Below are 17,395 nucleotides of genomic sequence, written 5' to 3'. Positions count from 1 at the left end.
TCACTTCCAAAAAAACAAGTAAATATATGGTATTGTTATAGTTAACTAAATTATGAACAGTAGGAGAATACTATGGAAGAAATAAATGAAAAAATAATCCCTGAAAATGATACAGTTAAAGCAAGTGCTGAAGCCGCTAAAATTCTTGCTAATTTAGCAAAAGAAGCACTGAAGTTTGGAAAAAGCAGTGAGGATATAACTAAAGCTGATCAACAATCAACCTCAGAATACAATACTGCACTTTCAGATACATTAAATGCAATTAATAAAGAAATTAGTGAATGTGACGATCCTGAAGAAAAATCAAGACTTTACAAGCAAAGAGAAGATGTTATGAATAGAATGAGAGAAGAAAAAGAAAAACAACGACAGAATAATAATGAAAGAGAAGAAAAAGACCGAAATCAGGCAACAGGTTTATTCGCTATCGTTACAGCAGTCGCATTAGGGGCTGGAGCAATTGCAACTAAATTATTATTGGATAATAAAAAAACTTAAAAAGTACGACTTCAATTTGATTGATTAAATATTAAAAAGTCATCTTAATAGAAAACAAAGAGCCATGTGAAAATTCCAACATGGCTCAATTTTTTTGACTAGTTTTAAGTAAAGATAAACACATTGTTCAAAAGTGTTTAAATCTCTAATTTAACTAGCATACAAACTATCATTTATCAGCTTTACAATTTGATCCACTTCTTCACCAAGCTCTTTTTTCAACCTTGTATAACCGCCCTGACTTTTAAATGGTTCTTCTGAAAAGGCATCTTGTGGATTAGGAGAAAGTACAGGCATTTCGATAAGTTGTTTTTCTATACGTTCTAACCATTTACGCTGTCTCGGTGTCCAATCATGCATTGAATATACTTTTTGCATCGCATTTTTCACACGTGATTCAGTAGATACTAAAGCTTCACCTAATGCTGCTTGACGAATAAAGCTAATAATATCAGCTGCAATTTCTTCATTCTTTGCTTGCTTCCATGCAGTCTGCAAATGCTCTTGTTTAAAATGTTTCGTTGCTAAAATCACTTCAATCTCACGTAAGTCTTTACGTGTTAAATCTTTTGGTCGTGTACATACTATTTGAAGTGCTGGAATTTCGTTCATATTCTCTCTAATGAATTGTACAAAGCCATCTAAATAATCGGCTGGTCGCTCGTTTCCTTCACCATAACCACGTTTAACATCTGTCACTTCATCTTCATGATTGGCAATCACTTGTAGCTCTCTCTGAGTTTTATAAGTCGCTACATAGTCAAATAACACACTATTATTCTGTGCCTGCTGTGGTGTATATTCTTTAAGCTCTTTAGCCCACTCATCAACTGTTAAACCGTTTGAGAGCTGTTCAAATTGTCGTTTGGCTTCATCATTTAGTTTTTGCTTTTTACGTTGGATTTTCGCTACTAATTGGTCTAAAAAGTGCTGCGCTTCATCCTGTGTTTCAGCTTGTACAAATGCACTATGAATCTGCTCAATCGTTTGATTCTGTTGCTTCACGACAGGCTTCATCTCTGTGTATTTCTGTAACTGATTATAAATACCAACTGCATCAAAAATACGGAAGTGTGTTTTCTCAATATCAGTACATAGACGAGTAGCACGACCTAACATTTGGTCATATAAAATACGTGATTTAATGCGACGTAAAAACACGATATTTGTAATAGAAGGTACATCGATTCCTGTTGTTAATAAATCAACTGTCACAACGATGTTTGGTAAACGCTCATTTTTGAATCGCTTTATCATTTCATTTGGATGATAAATTGAACCTGTAATTTTCACAATAGCATCATCAGACACTTCATCACCGTTCGCTTCAAATGCTTCCTTTAGTAAACGAACGACTAAATCAGCGTGCTGGTCTGTTGCCGCGAAAATTAATGTTTTTTCTCGACTCTCTGGATCTATGTATTCCGTGAGTTTATTTAAAATTGCGCGGTTAAAGCCTTCCGTAATGACACGTTTATTAAAGTGCTCAACCTCAAATTTCAGTTCGTCTTCTAATTGTTCTAAAACAATTTCACCTTGTTCTGGGTCATATACCTCGACCTCATCACCTTTTTCAAATTTAATGCCATGTTCTTTCAGCTCTGTTTCGAAAAGATATGGTGGCTCATGGTCTACTAAAAAGCCATCTAAAACCGCTTCCGTATACGAGTATTTATAAATTGGAGAACCGAAAATCTCTGTTGTGTGAAGTGCTGGTGTAGCGGTTAATCCAAGAACAGCCGCATCAAAATAATCAATTACTCTTCGATATTGGCTTACATAGTCATTTTGATCTCGGAATAATAGCTCTTCTTCTGTCATTTCGCGGTCACTTGTGTAACCTCTGTGTGCCTCATCCACAATAATGAAGTCATATTGCCCAACAGAAGGTAGTTGTTCATTATCACTATAAAATAATCGTCTTACCATCCCTTGAACCGTTGCAATTTGCACCTTCGTTTCCACATCTGGTGTCATATCTTCAAGTGACTTCACATCATAGATCGATGAAAACGGTAATCCATTTTCCATCTTTGAATCCTTTAGTGCATCGGCTGTTTGCTGACCTAAAGAATTACGGTCTACTAAAAATAAAATCCGACGACATTTCTTAGCTTTAATTAAACGATACATAAGGGCAATCGCTGTACGTGTTTTCCCTGTACCTGTCGCCATTGCAACGAGCATTTTTCTAGCACCTTGCATTAATGCTTCCTCTGCTGCTAATACTGCCTTTTGTTGATATTCACGTAAACCGAACTTCGTAATATCTTCATTTTTCAGGCGCTCATTTGCTTCTTTGTCATCTACGTCTAATAGGAGCTTTAAATCGGCTGGTGAATGCCAACCTTCTAATGCATGAGCTCGTTTCGTTTGATTACGTGAATCCCAGAACCAAATACCTGACTGATCTTCAAGCTGCCTTAAGTATGGTCGGCCATTCGAAGCAAAAAGAAATGGTACTTTGTATTCTCCGTTTGGCGGCAATAGTTCAATACCATCAATTGGCTGTACTGCACGTGCATAAACTTTTGTTTGGCTTTCAAGTGCTGCTGGAATATCACGATGTTTCGCTTTTGCTTCTACTATACCGACTAATTGGAAACCGATAAATAAAGCGTAATCAGCATACTTCGAACCAACTTTCCATTCTGCAATCGCCATATTTTTATTTTTTTCAGGCAACGTTTTATGCTTTTTAAAGTTGTACTTTTCTGTATCAACAATCCAACCAGCCGCGCGCAATTTATCATCAATAATTATACGTGTTTGGGCTTCAGATAGACGATGCTTTTGTACATGAAGCTTCGACTTTTCTTTTCGTCTTATACGTGTATCTTTGGCAATTGCATCATCAGCTAAAGTGTCTAGCTGTTTTAATAGTTCTTTCTCTTTTTTTGCAATTTCTTCTTCTAAGGCTTTCACCTTCAATTGAAGCTCTTGTGAACTTATTTCTGGCTCTGGTTCTCTATATGTAGGTGCAACAAATTCCCAATCAATATACACTTCCATAAACCAAATAGATATTTGATAGGCTAGTGCTAATAATTGTTTTGCTTCTTCTGTCGTACCATAAGATGCTTCATGTGAAGCGGTATTTCCTTTTCTACGTAATGTATGGAATATATCTAACATTTCAGGCTCAGCCAAGCCTTCTTTTTTCATAGTATTTAAGCGATCTACTTGTCTAGTATCATACGCTTCACGAATGTTATCCGATGCTAATACCGCCTTCGCAATCGACTCGCCAAGTAAACGTAATTTTATAACGGAAGTGTGCGGATCATTATAAAGATTGCGCTCTGCGCTTTCACCGAGCTTCGCTAAAACTTCCCAATCGCCTTTAAAAAAAGAAAAGTTACTCATTATCATTCACCGCTTTTCTATGTATTTAATCCAATTGTACTATAATGGGAAATTTGGGACTAGTAAAATAACTATTCTTGTAAAAATCATACTTTCCTTATGAATAATGCAATTGGACCCTTGCACACGCTTGTATAATATTCAATTAAAAGAAATATGTTTCATAACATAAAAAAGACCACACCAATGATGCTCATGTGGTCAATTTAGATGTTTGGTTATTAATAAAACTAATAGTATATTTTAACAACACATTACCATACCTCTTGCAAAGGACCCCTTAATTCAACTTTTTTCAACATTTTATACTTGTCTGCTGGTTCATTAAGGATATGTGCTTTTTTATGGCATACAACACATAAAGCAACACAATTTTCAATTATATCTGGCCCTCCTTCTGATAAGAATTCAATATGATGACATTCTAAATATGGATAACCATTTTTATCATTAAATTGTGCGGGCTGATCACACAACTCACATACACCATTTGCTCTTTTTTTAACATACAAACCAACATAAGGATTACGATTATAACTACTTATTGTTACCCTTCTGTTACCCTTTTCAGATGCTTGACTCGCTTTTATAGCAAGTTCTTCTAATGATAAGTAATTTGCTTCTTTTTCTATATCTATCATTAACTCATGAATATCTTTTTCTAGTTCTTTTTTACTCATTTCTTTTTCCATAACTAATTCAGCATGGTGACTGTCGAATAATCTATCCCATTCATCTGGGCAAGGAAAGAGATATGCTTGATTACCTTTGCCCCCTACTTGAAAAGCTGAATATTTTTGTGGACGACTTAATTCCATTTCTCCCCAAATTTCAGCAATAATAATTGGCTGTTCTAAAATTGTATAGTCCACGTCTACTTTATATCCTGCATCTGACCATAGATTTTTTTCCTGTAGTTCATGTGGTTGAGCTGCAATATAGCAATCAGACTTAGCAATACCAATCGCACGTATGGCTTTATCGTAGCAACTATAAATCTTATCCCCGGCCTTTATAGTTGTCATTCGTAGATAAGCATGGTTACTAGAACCCCTTTTGTCTTTTTGCGGTGACCACATATATCCACCATTAATTTCTTCACCATGTGTAGCATTTTGCATTACAATAAATTTATTCATGAATACACCTCTATTGTTAAAGTAAATACTGCTAGTCGTTACCATCTAAAATTATATACACATTTTTCCAACATTTATAGATATTCTTCTTATTTTCTGTAAGAGTTAAAAAGGATATTGCCAAGAGTTAAATCTCTCGTTCAATATCCCTCTAAACACAATTCACTTTCTATTATAGAGGACCAAAGCGCATACACCACTTTTTTTCATGAAGCTTATGTTAAATGCAGCTTCATTGGAGAGCCTGAGACACAGGAGCATCTTTGATGTACTGTGCGCTGAACTAACAAACTATTGATTTCGGCATTTCTTTACAACGCTTTCAGGTTTCCACCTGTGCTTTATGTCGTATATTGAAGTCTATTAATATCTGTTTGATTGGCACAGCTGCTAATGGTATCTCAATCATTTTCATTTTTACTTCATATAGATAACTCATCTTGTACCCATAGAAAAAACATCCCCAAATTGAAATTTAGGTATCTATAATACTTTTTTTATTTGCCTATAATGTTGGGGTCAATACTATAGGTACACATTCCTTTTTGCTATCATTAATCAACTATTAACCAACTAACTTCTAACTTGTACTATATTCTAAATTCAGCGATTGTTTCCCTACATTGTGTTAGGTTATTTTCTTAAATATTGAAGGGACTAGTAGTCTCTCCTCAGATCATTAACTCATCTTCATCATCATAAAATCGATATAGACCTTTATTGGCTAATTGTTTGATGACCTCTTCTTTGAAAGGAATGGCACCTTCAATGCGATATAAAACTAAATTATCTAAAACAGTGTTTTTTCCTAACATTTTAACTTCAACTTCAATCGCTTTTAGTGCTGCTTCCCTTTTTCTAATTTTGAACTTTCTTAAATACTCTTTATAATCATCTTCCGAGCAATTATTAACACTGATAAAGTGTAACTTTAACTTGTTTATCTGTTCATTATTTAACTTACTAAAAGTTCTTCCTATATGCTGCCAGGAATGGCAATTGACACAGATTAAATCTAAATCTTTTAAAATGCATAGTAATTCATCTTCTCCATACTCTTCTACTTCATGAACATGAAGTTTTTTAAATTCTTCAACTGGCGGCTGATATCCGCATATAGTACATGCATAGTTTCTTTCTTCCAATACACTACTTCTGATTTTCTTCCATAAGGATTGGGTAATATTTTTTCTGACAGTATTTCCATGATAAGCACCAGGTTTTATATCCATTTTCAGCTTAAAATCTTCATATTTATTATTCATATATTGATCTGCTCCTTCAAAAACATTATTCGTAATATTTAAATTCACATCATTTGTATCGATTTAAAGTATTAATCCCATAACATCTTACAGGTAATTTGGCTAATTCTTTCTTGATTTTACGTGTGCCATAATTAGTATTAAGGTAACGGAGAAAATAGGAATAATAACTGAGTACAATGAGGTAGATTGTGCTGATGATCATTCGTTACTTATGCAATCAAATTAACCCTAAGATTATCAAATTTGATCTCTTATCAAGAATCTAAGAATATTGTAAAGAAAGTAGTAACATTTGTTTTCTAGACAATAGCAAATTTTTGTAAACCTTATATTAGAAAATGTTTAAACTGATAAATATTACTTATCATCACTTGATTTTTATTTGTCACATTGACCAAATCAATTCAACCAAACACAAAAAGAGCATGTTAAAAGTTTAACAACTTTTAACACACCCTTATAAAACCATTTACCAAAATCAATTACATTCACTTCTTATTCTGTATCCCGCGAATCGTACTTTTTGGAATCGTGGCATCGTGCTCTACAATGAATACTTTTGAGAAGCAGTTGTAATATGTTTCATCGTGTCCTTTTGGCGATACAATGATTAGTTTACGTTGGAGCTCTTCGGCATAGAGATTGAATACTTTATTTTTTCGTTCATCGTCTAATGCGCTATCGAATTCGTCGAGGACGATATAGCCTGGTGAAGTGGTTAAGTTTTGTAGTAGGGCGAGGGCGAACAGGAGTGAGCTTAGTGATTCTTCTCCGCCGGATACGCCTAGGCCTACTTTGCCACTACGAGCTTTCATGCTGACATCTTCGAGGGCGCCTTGATGGCCAATTTTACGTGCTTTAATATAGAGTCGGAAAGTTACGCGACCTGATTTTTCTTCTATGCGTTCTTTTTCGACTTGTCCTTCAAATTGGAACAAATCCATATATTTTTGGAAAAGCGTATTGATTTTGATTAAGTGCATTGTAATCGTGGTTTCTAAGCGATCTTCTTGCTCATTTGCACGAATGGTATTGCTTTCAAGAAGCTGCTCCGACTTCGCTAGCTCCGCATTTTTCTTATCGAAATCCGCTTTTTGTTGATCGTAATTTTGCTGGGCATTTTCGTTTATTTTTTCTAAGCGTGCATTGCGTAGCTGCGCTTGTGCTTGTTCGCTTTCAGCCTGTAGCATCGTCAGTGACATGTTCGTTGCGAGTTGTTCATCTAGTTGCTGTGCTTCTTGCGGTAGTATCTGTTCAAGTTCAATTAAATCGAGCTGACAGCGACTTTTCATCGTTTCATCCAATTCTAGCTTGTCCATTGCCTTTTGAATCGTTAACTCATAACCTGTTATTTGACTTTCAACGATTTTTAACTCGCTTTCGAATTGTTGTTGCTGTTCACCTAGTCGCGATTGCTCGCGTTTTTGTTGATTGATTTCACGATCTTTTGACTCTTGTTCGATAGTAAGTGCTCGAATATTTTGTTGCAAGTATTTTCTTGCCTGCACAATTTGTTGTAGTTGCATTTGCTGGCCTGCAAATGCGCCGAGCTCCTCATGAATTGTCCATTGTTGCTCATAAAAATCCTGATTATGTTTTGCTTCCATTTGCTCGCTTTTTAGCTCGTCTAGTTGAATTTCAAGTGCTGTTTGCTCATCATAAAGATCTGATAATTTTTGTTCGACTAGTTCAAGTTGCTGCAAATACGATGCATAATCTGCTTGCTTTAATAGTGTACTTTCGGCTAATTGCATTGTATGAAGATGACCTTGTAGCTGTTTCAACTGTTGTTGATTTTCAGTGTATTGTTTTTCTAATTGTTGCTGCTCGTTCTTTGTTTTTGAATAGTTCTGTTGTACTTCCTGCAACAGCTTTTCAATCGCCCCATCACTTAAAATATATTGCGCCGCTTCCTGCGCACCACGAACACCTCGCGTATCATATAACAAGCCTTGCTCGATTTTCGGGCTCTCTAAGATAAACTGCTTGACCCACCAAAGTGCCTTATTCGCATAATTCCGCTGCTGTTCAGTTAAGTCGTTACGAATTTGTAAGCCAAACTCTGGTAGCTTTGAAATACTTTCTGTTGGCACAAGCTGTGGAAGTGATACATAATACAAATCATTGACTGGCTTATAGTTTTTTCCGACATAAAAAATGCTATATTTAATCGCCTCAAGCTGCTTTTCCAACTGCACTGGAGCAGATGGCATAAGCTCTATCAACTCACGTAACGTGTACGCCTCCAGTTGCTGTTGCTTTAAATGTAGTAGTCCTTGCTGCTGGCGTGTTGATACGACCTTTTTTAGTTCATACTGTGTAATATTTTGTTCCATCATTTTTAATTCCATGTTAAGACGCTGTATCTGTTCAAAATCACGTTCATTTTGCAGTGATACGGTGTTGATTTGTTGCTCGATTTGCGCACTGCTTCCATAAATTGCTTTGTGCTTTTCTGCCTTTGTGATTTCATCTTTTAGCTGCGATGAAGTCACTTCTAAACGGGCTTTATCTTGATCGAGCACGCGTTCTTGCTTGCGCAGTTGCGTGTGCTGATTGTTGAGCTCAGCTAATTGGTTGGTAATCGTAGCGTATTGTTTTTTTGTTTCTTCTAGACTACGTTGTGTCGTGTCGGCATCAAAACGTAAATACTTGCGCTTCTCATCGATTTTTTCAAGCTGCTGTTCTAACTGCTGCTGTAAATTTTGTTGTTGTGTATCTTCATCTTGTTGTTGTTGGAGCTGATTGATTATGTGCTTTAATTGCTCTGACAGTACCTCCATATTTTGTGACAATTGTGTTTTTTGTTGCTCTAGTTCACTTATATTTTGCTTTAATTTTTGCTGTGCAACAATCCGTTTTTCCTTTTCTACTTGATCATGCGCTTTTTGCTCGGACGTCTTGTCAATCGAAGTACTATAATACCCGATCATGCGATGGAGCAACGTATAATATTTTTGGCCGGATGTGAGAATACGTTTTTTGTTATCCAAATATTTATTGAGCTCTGTTTGCGCCGCATTTAAGTTTAACTCTGCCCCTTTTTGAATCGCCTTTAAATATTCAATTTCCGTACGAACTTCTTTAATTTTTTCTAATGAAGCTTCCCATTCCTTTTGCATCTCAGAAATCTCGAACATATCACTAAATTTGCGGAAACGCTCTTCCGGGTACATCGCCGCAAATTGATTGACTTCTTGCTGATACCAAATTAAATAATAAATATCTGGTTCAATTTTATAGCGTACACGCAAATCTTCACGATACGCCTTGAATGTCCGCCCTGCTGTCCCACCAGATGTATAGCGGGCATGCGATGTTAACTGTTCTTGATCTTGTCCATGTAACACCTCATACTCCCGCTGAATCGGGCTATTTTTCGTATCTTGATTGACTGTTAACTGAAAGGCGATAAATTTTGGACCGTCAATTTTTGTCTTGCCTTCATTTAAAAATATGAGTGTAATACGTGCATACCAAGGGTCATTTACTTTTAAATTTGTTGAACGAAGTCCCTCTAGTTCTACCTTCGATGAATATAGCACTGCTCCAAGGCAAAATGTTAATGTCGATTTCCCTACACCATTTGGACCCGTAATTAAAATATGCTCGTCTGGTTCCCCCAAATGAATACTGCGCGGTGAGTAGTCGCGTACGCCATGAATTTTTAATTGGTACGGAATCATTCGTTTTCCTCCTCAATATGTAAGTTATAGCGATTGAAAAACTTCATTACTTCTTCTTTACTAAGCTGGGTTTCCTGGGCAAATTCCGTTGTGCGTCGTAAAAATGACTCTGAAAACATATGTACTCCTATAGCCGTTAACATATAGGCCTCTTCAGAAACGGATTCGTAGTCTGTAACCGCGCCAATTTTTTTCAGTTGGTCGATATTATTTTTCAATTTACGATTGGCATTTAGTGATTCATGACCAAAATCAACTAGGATTTGATGTAGGAGCGTAAATTCATGACCGAGTACTTCTTGGTGATAAAACAAATACAACATAATGGCGAGCGCCTCACTGCTTAATGTTGATTTTGCATGTTTTGCGGTTACATGCATCATGACAATTACGCGGTCTCTACGGTCATCGTAAATCACACGGAAATAGCGACTTAACGCAGCATTTAAGCGATTGATAAATGAATGGAAAGCATCATCGTCTCCATTTTTAATGCCAAGCAGCTTTTCTAAATCCTTCTTTGCTAAGCCGTAATTTGCTCCTTTAATCGATGCAGATGAAGAAAATAATAACTGCATAAACGCTAATTCCTCGTCGGTCGTTAGATAGCCCTTTAAGCTATTCATCATCATAAGGGTATTGTCGAACGGTAAATCGTTTGTCGTCATCGTCTATCCACTCCCATTGTTTTTCATAGTCTTTCGTGTGCTCAATAGGCTGTTGTTCTACCTTTTTGTTACTCGTTAATGCCGAGACAGCTAATAATGAAAGAATCGCATCATGCCATTTATTTGAACTCGATTCCACAATAAGCTCTTCCATTTCCGTTTCACCGTGCTCGGTTAAATAATTTTCAATTCGTTCGGTATCAATTAATGATTGTGTCATTTTCCATGAAGCATCCTGCAATGCATCTTTTATTGGGCGAACATCCATTTCGGTTTCTTCATATGTATGCTCAAGCTGATGAGACATCGGCTTTTCTAGCTTTGGTTCATACGTTAGTAAATAATGTACGGCATCTGTAATATCTTGTGGGCCAATCGGTGCGGCAAATTTTACAGGGACCCACAAGCCATCCATCCCCTCTTCTTCATATTGATTTTGCTCCATAAAACTTAAAATATCGTGGGCTGTTGGGATATTCGTATTAGCTTCTGGTGAATGCATTGCCAAAATAAATTGACGCACCTTTTCTGGTGAAATAGTGTTAGCGGTAGGTGTGAGCTGCATATTAACAAAGCGAATATATTTTGTCAGTAAACTTAAGCTAAGTGAAGTCCCTTTTGAAATAGCAGCCGTTCCGCGACGCATTAAATCACTCATTTTCGTACTTTCTTCGACGGTACCAAACTGTTGTAAACGTTCATTTAATTTTGTTTCAAGCTCAAGCATTAGTTGATTAATTTTCTCCAGCTGCGGTAAGGCATTGCGATCAGCAAGAAGTTCAAGTTGGCGTTCCTCCAATTGCTTAATTGCCTCTTCAACGTTGTAAATCATCGATGCAATTTTATTGCCCCCAGAAATTCCTTGATCGTCATAGGCAGCGCTTATTTCGGCATCGCGTCTCGCTTGAAATAGCGAGCGTCCAATATCATCCTGCAAATAATAGGCTAGCGCATCGTTACCCATGCGAATTAACCCGTCCATTAAATTTTTCCCACGGTCACGCATTTTAATTTGACGGCTCTGTTTCACAATCCAATTATTGCGTTCTAAAATCGTCAGCATTCTCGTAATTTGCGCTAATGTTGGCGGTTCATTGTCTTGTGGATACGTAGACTGATATCGGTAGTACAGTACTTCCTCGTTATCGATGGCATCTTTAATGCCAAGAGATGCTTCATTAATTAATTGAATAACATTTAAAAAACGAATCGTTTCGATTGGAGAATCGTACATTTTTTCGGTACTTAATTCCTTTAGCACACCTGCTAATGAGGCTAAATCACGCATTGATTTCATAAATTCTGCGGTTTGATAATCACTTGTAAAAATTGAAATCGGTTCTTTTACACCCATTTGCTCCACTGTTCAACCCCTCCTAACTGCTGTTCCTGTTCATGCGCTTCTTGTACTTGAGCAGCATAGCTTTCAATTGAATGATACAGCTCATAATCACGCCCAACAATTTTTACTGTTCCCTTAACTAAGGCTGCGGCATATTTGGCAATCGTTATACCTGCGCTATCGGTATCTGTCCAAATAATCGTTTGTTTAATAGAAGATTGCAGTAATTGCTCGATAAATTGCTTATGGGCAGAACGAATTTGTCCGTCTAAACAAACGATACAAGAATTCGTGTACCGTAAAAATTCCGTCTCTACAGCCATACGCGTTAAAATAGCGCGGTTTTCAACAAGCCATAGCGTTGTATTTGTCGTTGTAAAAGATGATGTTAAGACCGCATTATCCGTCGTCGCATGCACCGCGCCAATCGCATACGTTGCAACGCTATTTTGCACATTACCAGTAAAATAAATGGGCACAATTTTTCCGATGCTCACAAGCCCATAAAGCGTCGGGTCAATACCGCTTTGCTCCAGCTGCGCTAAAAAGGCCTCGCGCTCTTGGTCAAATACTTTTGAACCCCCTATCGTATCGTGTAAGGTCGCGCCGATTTCCTTAAAATCAAATAGCTCCTTTTGCAAGGATAACGCATAAAATGCTAAACAAAACTCAATATATTTCATGCGCTTTTTCATCGTCCACTGTGCAGGTAGCACGTTCCATTCGATTGCCCGTTGGAATAACTCTGGTAATGCTAGTTGCTCAACTTTTTGCTGTAACGCCTGCATCTGTTGCTGTTGTTTTATCATCTGTTGTTGCTCGGATTTGTGTTGCGCTTCTATGTAAGCCGGGCCAATGCGGTAATAATCTTCCTTAACGCTAATACCGTCTGTGTGATAACGAATTTCACGCACAATCCACCCCTGTTGTAACCACTGCTGAATCGTGTCATTCGTTTCATGTAACGTTCGTTTGGCATTTGGTGTGAATTTATAAATTGCTAATTTTTTAGGAAAAGGTGAAGTAAATTCTGTCTTCATCGTTATCTTTAAATGTGCCACTTTACGAAATGTACGCGCCGTCTTTCTAACAATTGTCATAACAAATAGTTGCTCTTGCTGTTCTACCTTTTCGATCGTCTCATCCTTTTTCAAAAAATACGATTGGATAAATGCCTCATGCATCGCAAAACCCTCCTCTACTGTGTGCTCTGTTAGTAGTAGCGTACCATATGTTTTGATTGTTGTGGAGAAAGGCAATAAGCCGCGCAACCGTACCTACGATAGCTATTGAGTATATTGGCGACACATGCGTAAAAAGATTTATAAGCTGGTGGCAACCTTTCGTACACAGCCACGCCTAGCTATCACTTCTATTAGAAGGGCATACTTCATTTACAGAGAATGATTAAAATTTGAATTTACGTACTTAAAATAAAGTTGATAATACTCTCTTTTATAGTAAAATTACACTAACGGTTAATTATCTTCCCCGTTTGGTAAGGGCTATGCATATTAATAATTAGAGGAGGGATTGTACTTTGAAGAAAAATAAAGTTTTTTTACTTGTTATTGTAGGCGTTTATTTACTGGCGCTCATAATTAACTTTACTGTAGCTATTAAGTATCCAGATTTAAGTATTAGTACTCCAAGTTTCCTTATTTCACTTATACTCCTGTTATTATTATTGTTTTATTCTTTCTTTGGTGAAAGAATTTACAGATTCATGATAATTATTGGAGTTGTAGGAAGTGTATTTATTTCTGTAGTTCAGTATTATCAGGATGTTATTTATGATATATGGATTTTGGACGTTCTATCTGCACTTCAATATCCATTGTATGTTATGTACGTAGCCCCCCTATTTGGTATTAACCTTTTATTAGATTACACTCCGGCGATGTATACATTATCAGTATCAATTGTATTTTTAATCTGCTTGATTATTTCCGTATATTTCAGAAAAAGAGCCTAGTTTCGCTTTATATAAGAACTTTCATTTCCACTAAAGTAACACTCAACAGCTTGACAATATATTTGACAATAGAAAAACTGCACATCAATTGTTAGAGGGTGTCTAACAATTGATGTGCAGTTCAAACTGGCAAGGTTTTTTGTAATTTCAATAAACAAATAACAAATATATAAAATTGAAGATTAATTGTTACCTTTCCAATGATCTTTGCAACTTTAAAGTTCAATAACATTATTAGCTTCTACCTTTTTTGCTATTGTGTGATAATCCTTCATTCTTTCTAGCAATTAAAACAGCTTCCTGCCCCATTGAGTAATTTTCAAAGTAGTTAGAGATGGCTGTATTCTGTAGTTCAGTCTACATTAAACCCTACTACTGATAAGATATCCTCTGGTACTTCATATCCCTATTTTGAAAAGCCTGCATATCACCTATAGCTGTAGGATCATTAGCAACCAAAACAACGGTAGCAAGCTACTTTGCTCTAATAATTTTTCCGCTACTTCATATCTACCGCTAATGCCTTTGTCTCCGAATATAACCTAGGACTTCACTTTTTAATATCTGCGCTATTCAAGATTTTTCTAATCTTATGTCTTCAACTTCCTCAGCATCTTAACAACTCATGACCTAAGCTATGCAAATAATCTATTACCTTTTCGATGTTCCAAAAGAGATGGATGCACAATTATACATGACTATAAGCAACGAAAGCTAAGAAACTGCTATAAGGGATAAACATGTTAGAGTGAGGAGGAATGTTTGAGGAAGCATAAAAAGGGACTTTTGATAATTTTACGCACAAGCCCTTGATTGAAGTGTGATGGGCTTTATCTCATTTGTTTAAAAGGAGATAAAGCCCTGATTTAGCCTATTCCCATATTCTTTGTACTAGTTGTAGTTTTTTTCTTAAAAAGACTAACTTGTATATATCTGGTTTTGAAGTGTTTTTCCAAAAATCATAACCGTATTCTTTATTAAAATAATTCATAATAATAGTCATAACATTTCCATGAGTTCCTATAATAATTGTTTTTGTCTCATATTTATTTAGAAGATCATATATTATAGGAATAGCTCGGTTTTGGACGTCTCTTACTGATTCTCCACCCGATAATTTAAAATCAATATCTTTAAAGGATTTTTTTATTGCCTCTTGTATTTCTTCTTCAGGTAATTTATAAGCACCTTTTAATCGCCTTTCCCTTAATTCTTCAATTTCTTTTACTTCTATATTTTTGGAAACGACAATTCCCTCGATTGTTTGAATTGCTCTTTTATAGGGACTTGATACTACTAAATCAATTTCTTTCTCATTCATTATTGCCGTTACTTTTTTTGCGTCTATTTCACCTTGGGTGGATAATTTTCTCGTTCGTTCTTGACCAATAATAAATGGTGATTCTGCGTGTCTTATCATATAGATGGTGGTATCCATTTTACGATTCCTCCTCACACTTATTCAACAAAGCCAAAATCTCTTCTAAGTTAACTAAAAATTTAAATTTTAGAAAATTATACCACAACAAAATATTAATAGGTATTTGATTGGAAAAAACTTAGCTTCTTGAAACATTTGATAAGGGCTGATATTGGAGCTGAGGATCTTGATACAGGTTGTCAAATTGGAACTACAAAGCTATTGCGAATCAGCAAAACAATAACAAAATTATAAAACTATTTTAGTTTATCAATATAGCTTTTCCTGAAAATTGCTTTTTCATTAACGTAAGTCATTTATAAAATCTCAAATGTTATCTGTCTTTAAACTAACATTAAAATCACCATAATACCCTAAAAGATCAATCTAGATTCTTCAACTAACCTGCACGTCAGCACAAAACCATTTAGTCATTAAACATTTTTTCAATATTATTCAGTTCTATCTTTTCTTCTTCTGAACGATAATCTATATATTCATTTTCAACGGTTATTCTTAACGTTCCATCCTGAAAAAATGATAATAATCTCCTTGCTTCATTAACCATCTTAGGTTTAATATTTTTTAATATTTCTCTTTTACTATTAAATTCGTTTTTATCCCATTTTTCTTTTTGATGTAATTTAGGAAGATTATCAATTCCAGTAACATAATTAAGCCCTAAATATCGAAGAAACGAATATCCTCTGCAATATTCCTCGTATACCTGCTCTAATAACTCTACTAAATCACCTTTTTCAGAAATTATGTTTTCTAAAAGTGAAACTATGTGCATTTGTTCAAATTCACCAAATGGAATTTTATTTTCAATAACTTTCTCTAATTCATTTTTAATATGTCTACTTTTATAGTTCAAATCAAGTAGTTTGAAGTAAAAGTCAGCACCATAGACCTTTTCAATTTCTGGTGTATTATAAAGCCAATCTTCGAATTCCAAAACGCTAATCAGCCCTTTATAAATTTTATAAAACTGCTTTTGAATATTCTTTTCATTGCTCACTCGCTTACTTCAACTCCTTAAATTCTAACTTCGCTTCTTGAACTCTTCTGCACTCAAGTCCAATAAAAAAGTAAAGTCCCCCGTTAGTTTAGTAAATTACAAAAAGTAGGGCTAATTTTATATCGAGTTTACCCTTTAGTTTTCTATTCGGATAAAGTATTTTTCATAGATATTTAATACTTCAATCTGCGGATTATTTAAATTAATTTTCAACTCATCCTCACGATCTTCATCTTCTTCACCCAACCAACAAATATAAACTTCACAATAATCACCTTGTGGAAGCAACTCTTTTAGTAAGTGACATAAATAGAGAAAAGTCTTTTTGGATTTTTCATAGTTATATGGTGAATGAATCTTTTGATATTCATTCATTTGCCAAATAGGGTTACCTTTCTCAAGAACTTCATATATATAAGGTGTAGTAAAATGCTTCTGTTTAACTACATCACGATTTTCTTCATTCGAGAAAACATAATCGATTTCAACTTCATTCTCCTTATAATACTCATTAAGTTTTACTGAAAAATTTAACCCAATGTAGGTTACTATACTCATTTTCACATACTCCTGATTTTAGCGTGACTTTAACTAATATAGTTTATTATTGTTCACTGCTATTTGAGATCGAAGCTAGCTTAAAAGAAGTACATGTACTTTTAACATTTTAACTATCTTCTTATGTACAGCTTTTTGACATTCTTTACAGATTCCATTTTGGTAATCGGGTTTGGTTAGTTATGATAGATTCCATCTACCAACTGATTACAACTGTAACAGTTTTTCCTCAGCGAGGCTGGCATATAAATTGTCATCTTAAACATATACTTTACTATAATTTTTTGAATAGCAGCATTAACTCTAGTGTAATCGTCAGTCCCTACTGGATATGAAGGGCTACGTGAGCCAGCAATTTCACCATCATAAATCATTTGTCCTTTTACTACTAAGTTATTTCGATCTCCCAAAAGTTCTTCAACAATAGAAATCTTATATTCAGCATTAGCAAGAA

General features: G+C 35.5%; 13 protein-coding genes. 2 read left to right on the top strand and 11 right to left on the bottom strand.

The genetic code is table 11. The features are described from left to right. Positions 1–72: 72 nt before the first annotated feature. Positions 73–498, top strand: a complete 426-nt coding sequence (locus C9J37_RS06710) for a hypothetical protein (protein WP_107894766.1) — start codon at positions 73–75, stop codon at positions 496–498. A gap of 150 nt (positions 499–648) precedes the next feature. Here C9J37_RS06710 and hsdR read toward each other — a convergent pair whose 3' ends face one another. The 7 genes from hsdR to C9J37_RS06675 form a co-directional block, all read right to left on the bottom strand. Next, the gene (hsdR, locus tag C9J37_RS06705) at positions 649–3,870 is read right to left on the bottom strand and encodes a type I restriction-modification system endonuclease (RefSeq protein WP_107894765.1); all 3,222 of its coding nucleotides are present in this window, start codon (positions 3,868–3,870) and stop codon (positions 649–651) included. Positions 3,871–4,118: 248 nt separating this feature from the next. Then, positions 4,119–5,003 carry an HNH endonuclease gene (locus C9J37_RS06700; protein WP_167397270.1) on the bottom strand — a complete coding sequence of 295 codons (885 nt, stop codon included), beginning with the start codon at positions 5,001–5,003 and terminating at the stop codon, positions 4,119–4,121. Positions 5,004–5,674: 671 nt separating this feature from the next. Continuing rightward, the gene (locus tag C9J37_RS06695) at positions 5,675–6,268 is read right to left on the bottom strand and encodes an HNH endonuclease (protein WP_107894763.1); all 594 of its coding nucleotides are present in this window, start codon (positions 6,266–6,268) and stop codon (positions 5,675–5,677) included. Between the two features lie 491 nt (positions 6,269–6,759). Continuing rightward, on the bottom strand, positions 6,760–9,957 hold the full coding sequence (locus C9J37_RS06690) for an AAA family ATPase (protein WP_107894762.1): 3,198 nt from the start codon (positions 9,955–9,957) through the stop codon (positions 6,760–6,762). After that, the gene (locus C9J37_RS06685) at positions 9,954–10,625 is read right to left on the bottom strand and encodes a hypothetical protein (RefSeq protein WP_107894761.1); all 672 of its coding nucleotides are present in this window, start codon (positions 10,623–10,625) and stop codon (positions 9,954–9,956) included. Before C9J37_RS06685 ends, C9J37_RS06690 begins: the two co-directional genes overlap by 4 nt. Beyond that, positions 10,576–11,979, bottom strand: a complete 1,404-nt coding sequence (locus tag C9J37_RS06680; RefSeq protein ID WP_235617055.1) for a hypothetical protein — start codon at positions 11,977–11,979, stop codon at positions 10,576–10,578. Before C9J37_RS06680 ends, C9J37_RS06685 begins: the two co-directional genes overlap by 50 nt. After that, entirely contained in the window at positions 11,970–13,151 is a 1,182-nt protein-coding gene (locus C9J37_RS06675) for a DUF2399 domain-containing protein (RefSeq protein WP_107894759.1), read from the bottom strand. The genes C9J37_RS06680 and C9J37_RS06675 overlap by 10 nt, the downstream gene beginning before the upstream one ends. Before the next feature lie 356 nt (positions 13,152–13,507). On the opposite strand from C9J37_RS06675, the gene C9J37_RS06670 reads away from it, so the two are divergent. Continuing rightward, the gene (locus tag C9J37_RS06670; RefSeq protein ID WP_107894758.1) at positions 13,508–13,942 is read left to right on the top strand and encodes a hypothetical protein; all 435 of its coding nucleotides are present in this window, start codon (positions 13,508–13,510) and stop codon (positions 13,940–13,942) included. Positions 13,943–14,813: 871 nt separating this feature from the next. Here the strand turns inward: C9J37_RS06670 and C9J37_RS06665 are convergent. From C9J37_RS06665 to C9J37_RS28745, 4 genes are all read right to left on the bottom strand, one after another. Beyond that, the gene (locus C9J37_RS06665; RefSeq protein ID WP_107894757.1) at positions 14,814–15,380 is read right to left on the bottom strand and encodes a histidine phosphatase family protein; all 567 of its coding nucleotides are present in this window, start codon (positions 15,378–15,380) and stop codon (positions 14,814–14,816) included. Between the two features lie 409 nt (positions 15,381–15,789). Then, on the bottom strand, positions 15,790–16,383 hold the full coding sequence (locus C9J37_RS06660) for a hypothetical protein (protein WP_107894756.1): 594 nt from the start codon (positions 16,381–16,383) through the stop codon (positions 15,790–15,792). 135 nt (positions 16,384–16,518) lie between these two features. Beyond that, positions 16,519–16,941, bottom strand: a complete 423-nt coding sequence (locus C9J37_RS06655; RefSeq protein ID WP_107894755.1) for a hypothetical protein — start codon at positions 16,939–16,941, stop codon at positions 16,519–16,521. A gap of 176 nt (positions 16,942–17,117) precedes the next feature. Further along, entirely contained in the window at positions 17,118–17,351 is a 234-nt protein-coding gene (locus tag C9J37_RS28745; protein ID WP_201262141.1) for a hypothetical protein, read from the bottom strand. Between the last annotated feature and the right edge of the window lie 44 nt (positions 17,352–17,395).

The organism is Lysinibacillus mangiferihumi (genome assembly GCF_003049665.1).
In the GTDB taxonomy this organism is placed as follows: domain Bacteria; phylum Bacillota; class Bacilli; order Bacillales_A; family Planococcaceae; genus Lysinibacillus; species Lysinibacillus mangiferihumi.
The sequence above is the reverse complement of the archived record's forward strand: the minus strand, read 5'-3'. Positions and strand labels throughout refer to the sequence as shown.

Coding starts and splice junctions, on each gene's coding strand:
- C9J37_RS06710 (WP_107894766.1), top strand. CDS start 73: ATGGAAGAAATAAATGAAAAAATAATCCCTGAAAATGATACAGTTAAA.
- hsdR (WP_107894765.1), bottom strand. CDS start 3,870: ATGATAATGAGTAACTTTTCTTTTTTTAAAGGCGATTGGGAAGTTTTA.
- C9J37_RS06700 (WP_167397270.1), bottom strand. CDS start 5,003: ATGAATAAATTTATTGTAATGCAAAATGCTACACATGGTGAAGAAATT.
- C9J37_RS06695 (WP_107894763.1), bottom strand. CDS start 6,268: ATGAATAATAAATATGAAGATTTTAAGCTGAAAATGGATATAAAACCT.
- C9J37_RS06690 (WP_107894762.1), bottom strand. CDS start 9,957: ATGATTCCGTACCAATTAAAAATTCATGGCGTACGCGACTACTCACCG.
- C9J37_RS06685 (WP_107894761.1), bottom strand. CDS start 10,625: ATGACGACAAACGATTTACCGTTCGACAATACCCTTATGATGATGAAT.
- C9J37_RS06680 (WP_235617055.1), bottom strand. CDS start 11,979: ATGGGTGTAAAAGAACCGATTTCAATTTTTACAAGTGATTATCAAACC.
- C9J37_RS06675 (WP_107894759.1), bottom strand. CDS start 13,151: ATGCATGAGGCATTTATCCAATCGTATTTTTTGAAAAAGGATGAGACG.
- C9J37_RS06665 (WP_107894757.1), bottom strand. CDS start 15,380: ATGGATACCACCATCTATATGATAAGACACGCAGAATCACCATTTATT.
- C9J37_RS06655 (WP_107894755.1), bottom strand. CDS start 16,941: ATGAGTATAGTAACCTACATTGGGTTAAATTTTTCAGTAAAACTTAAT.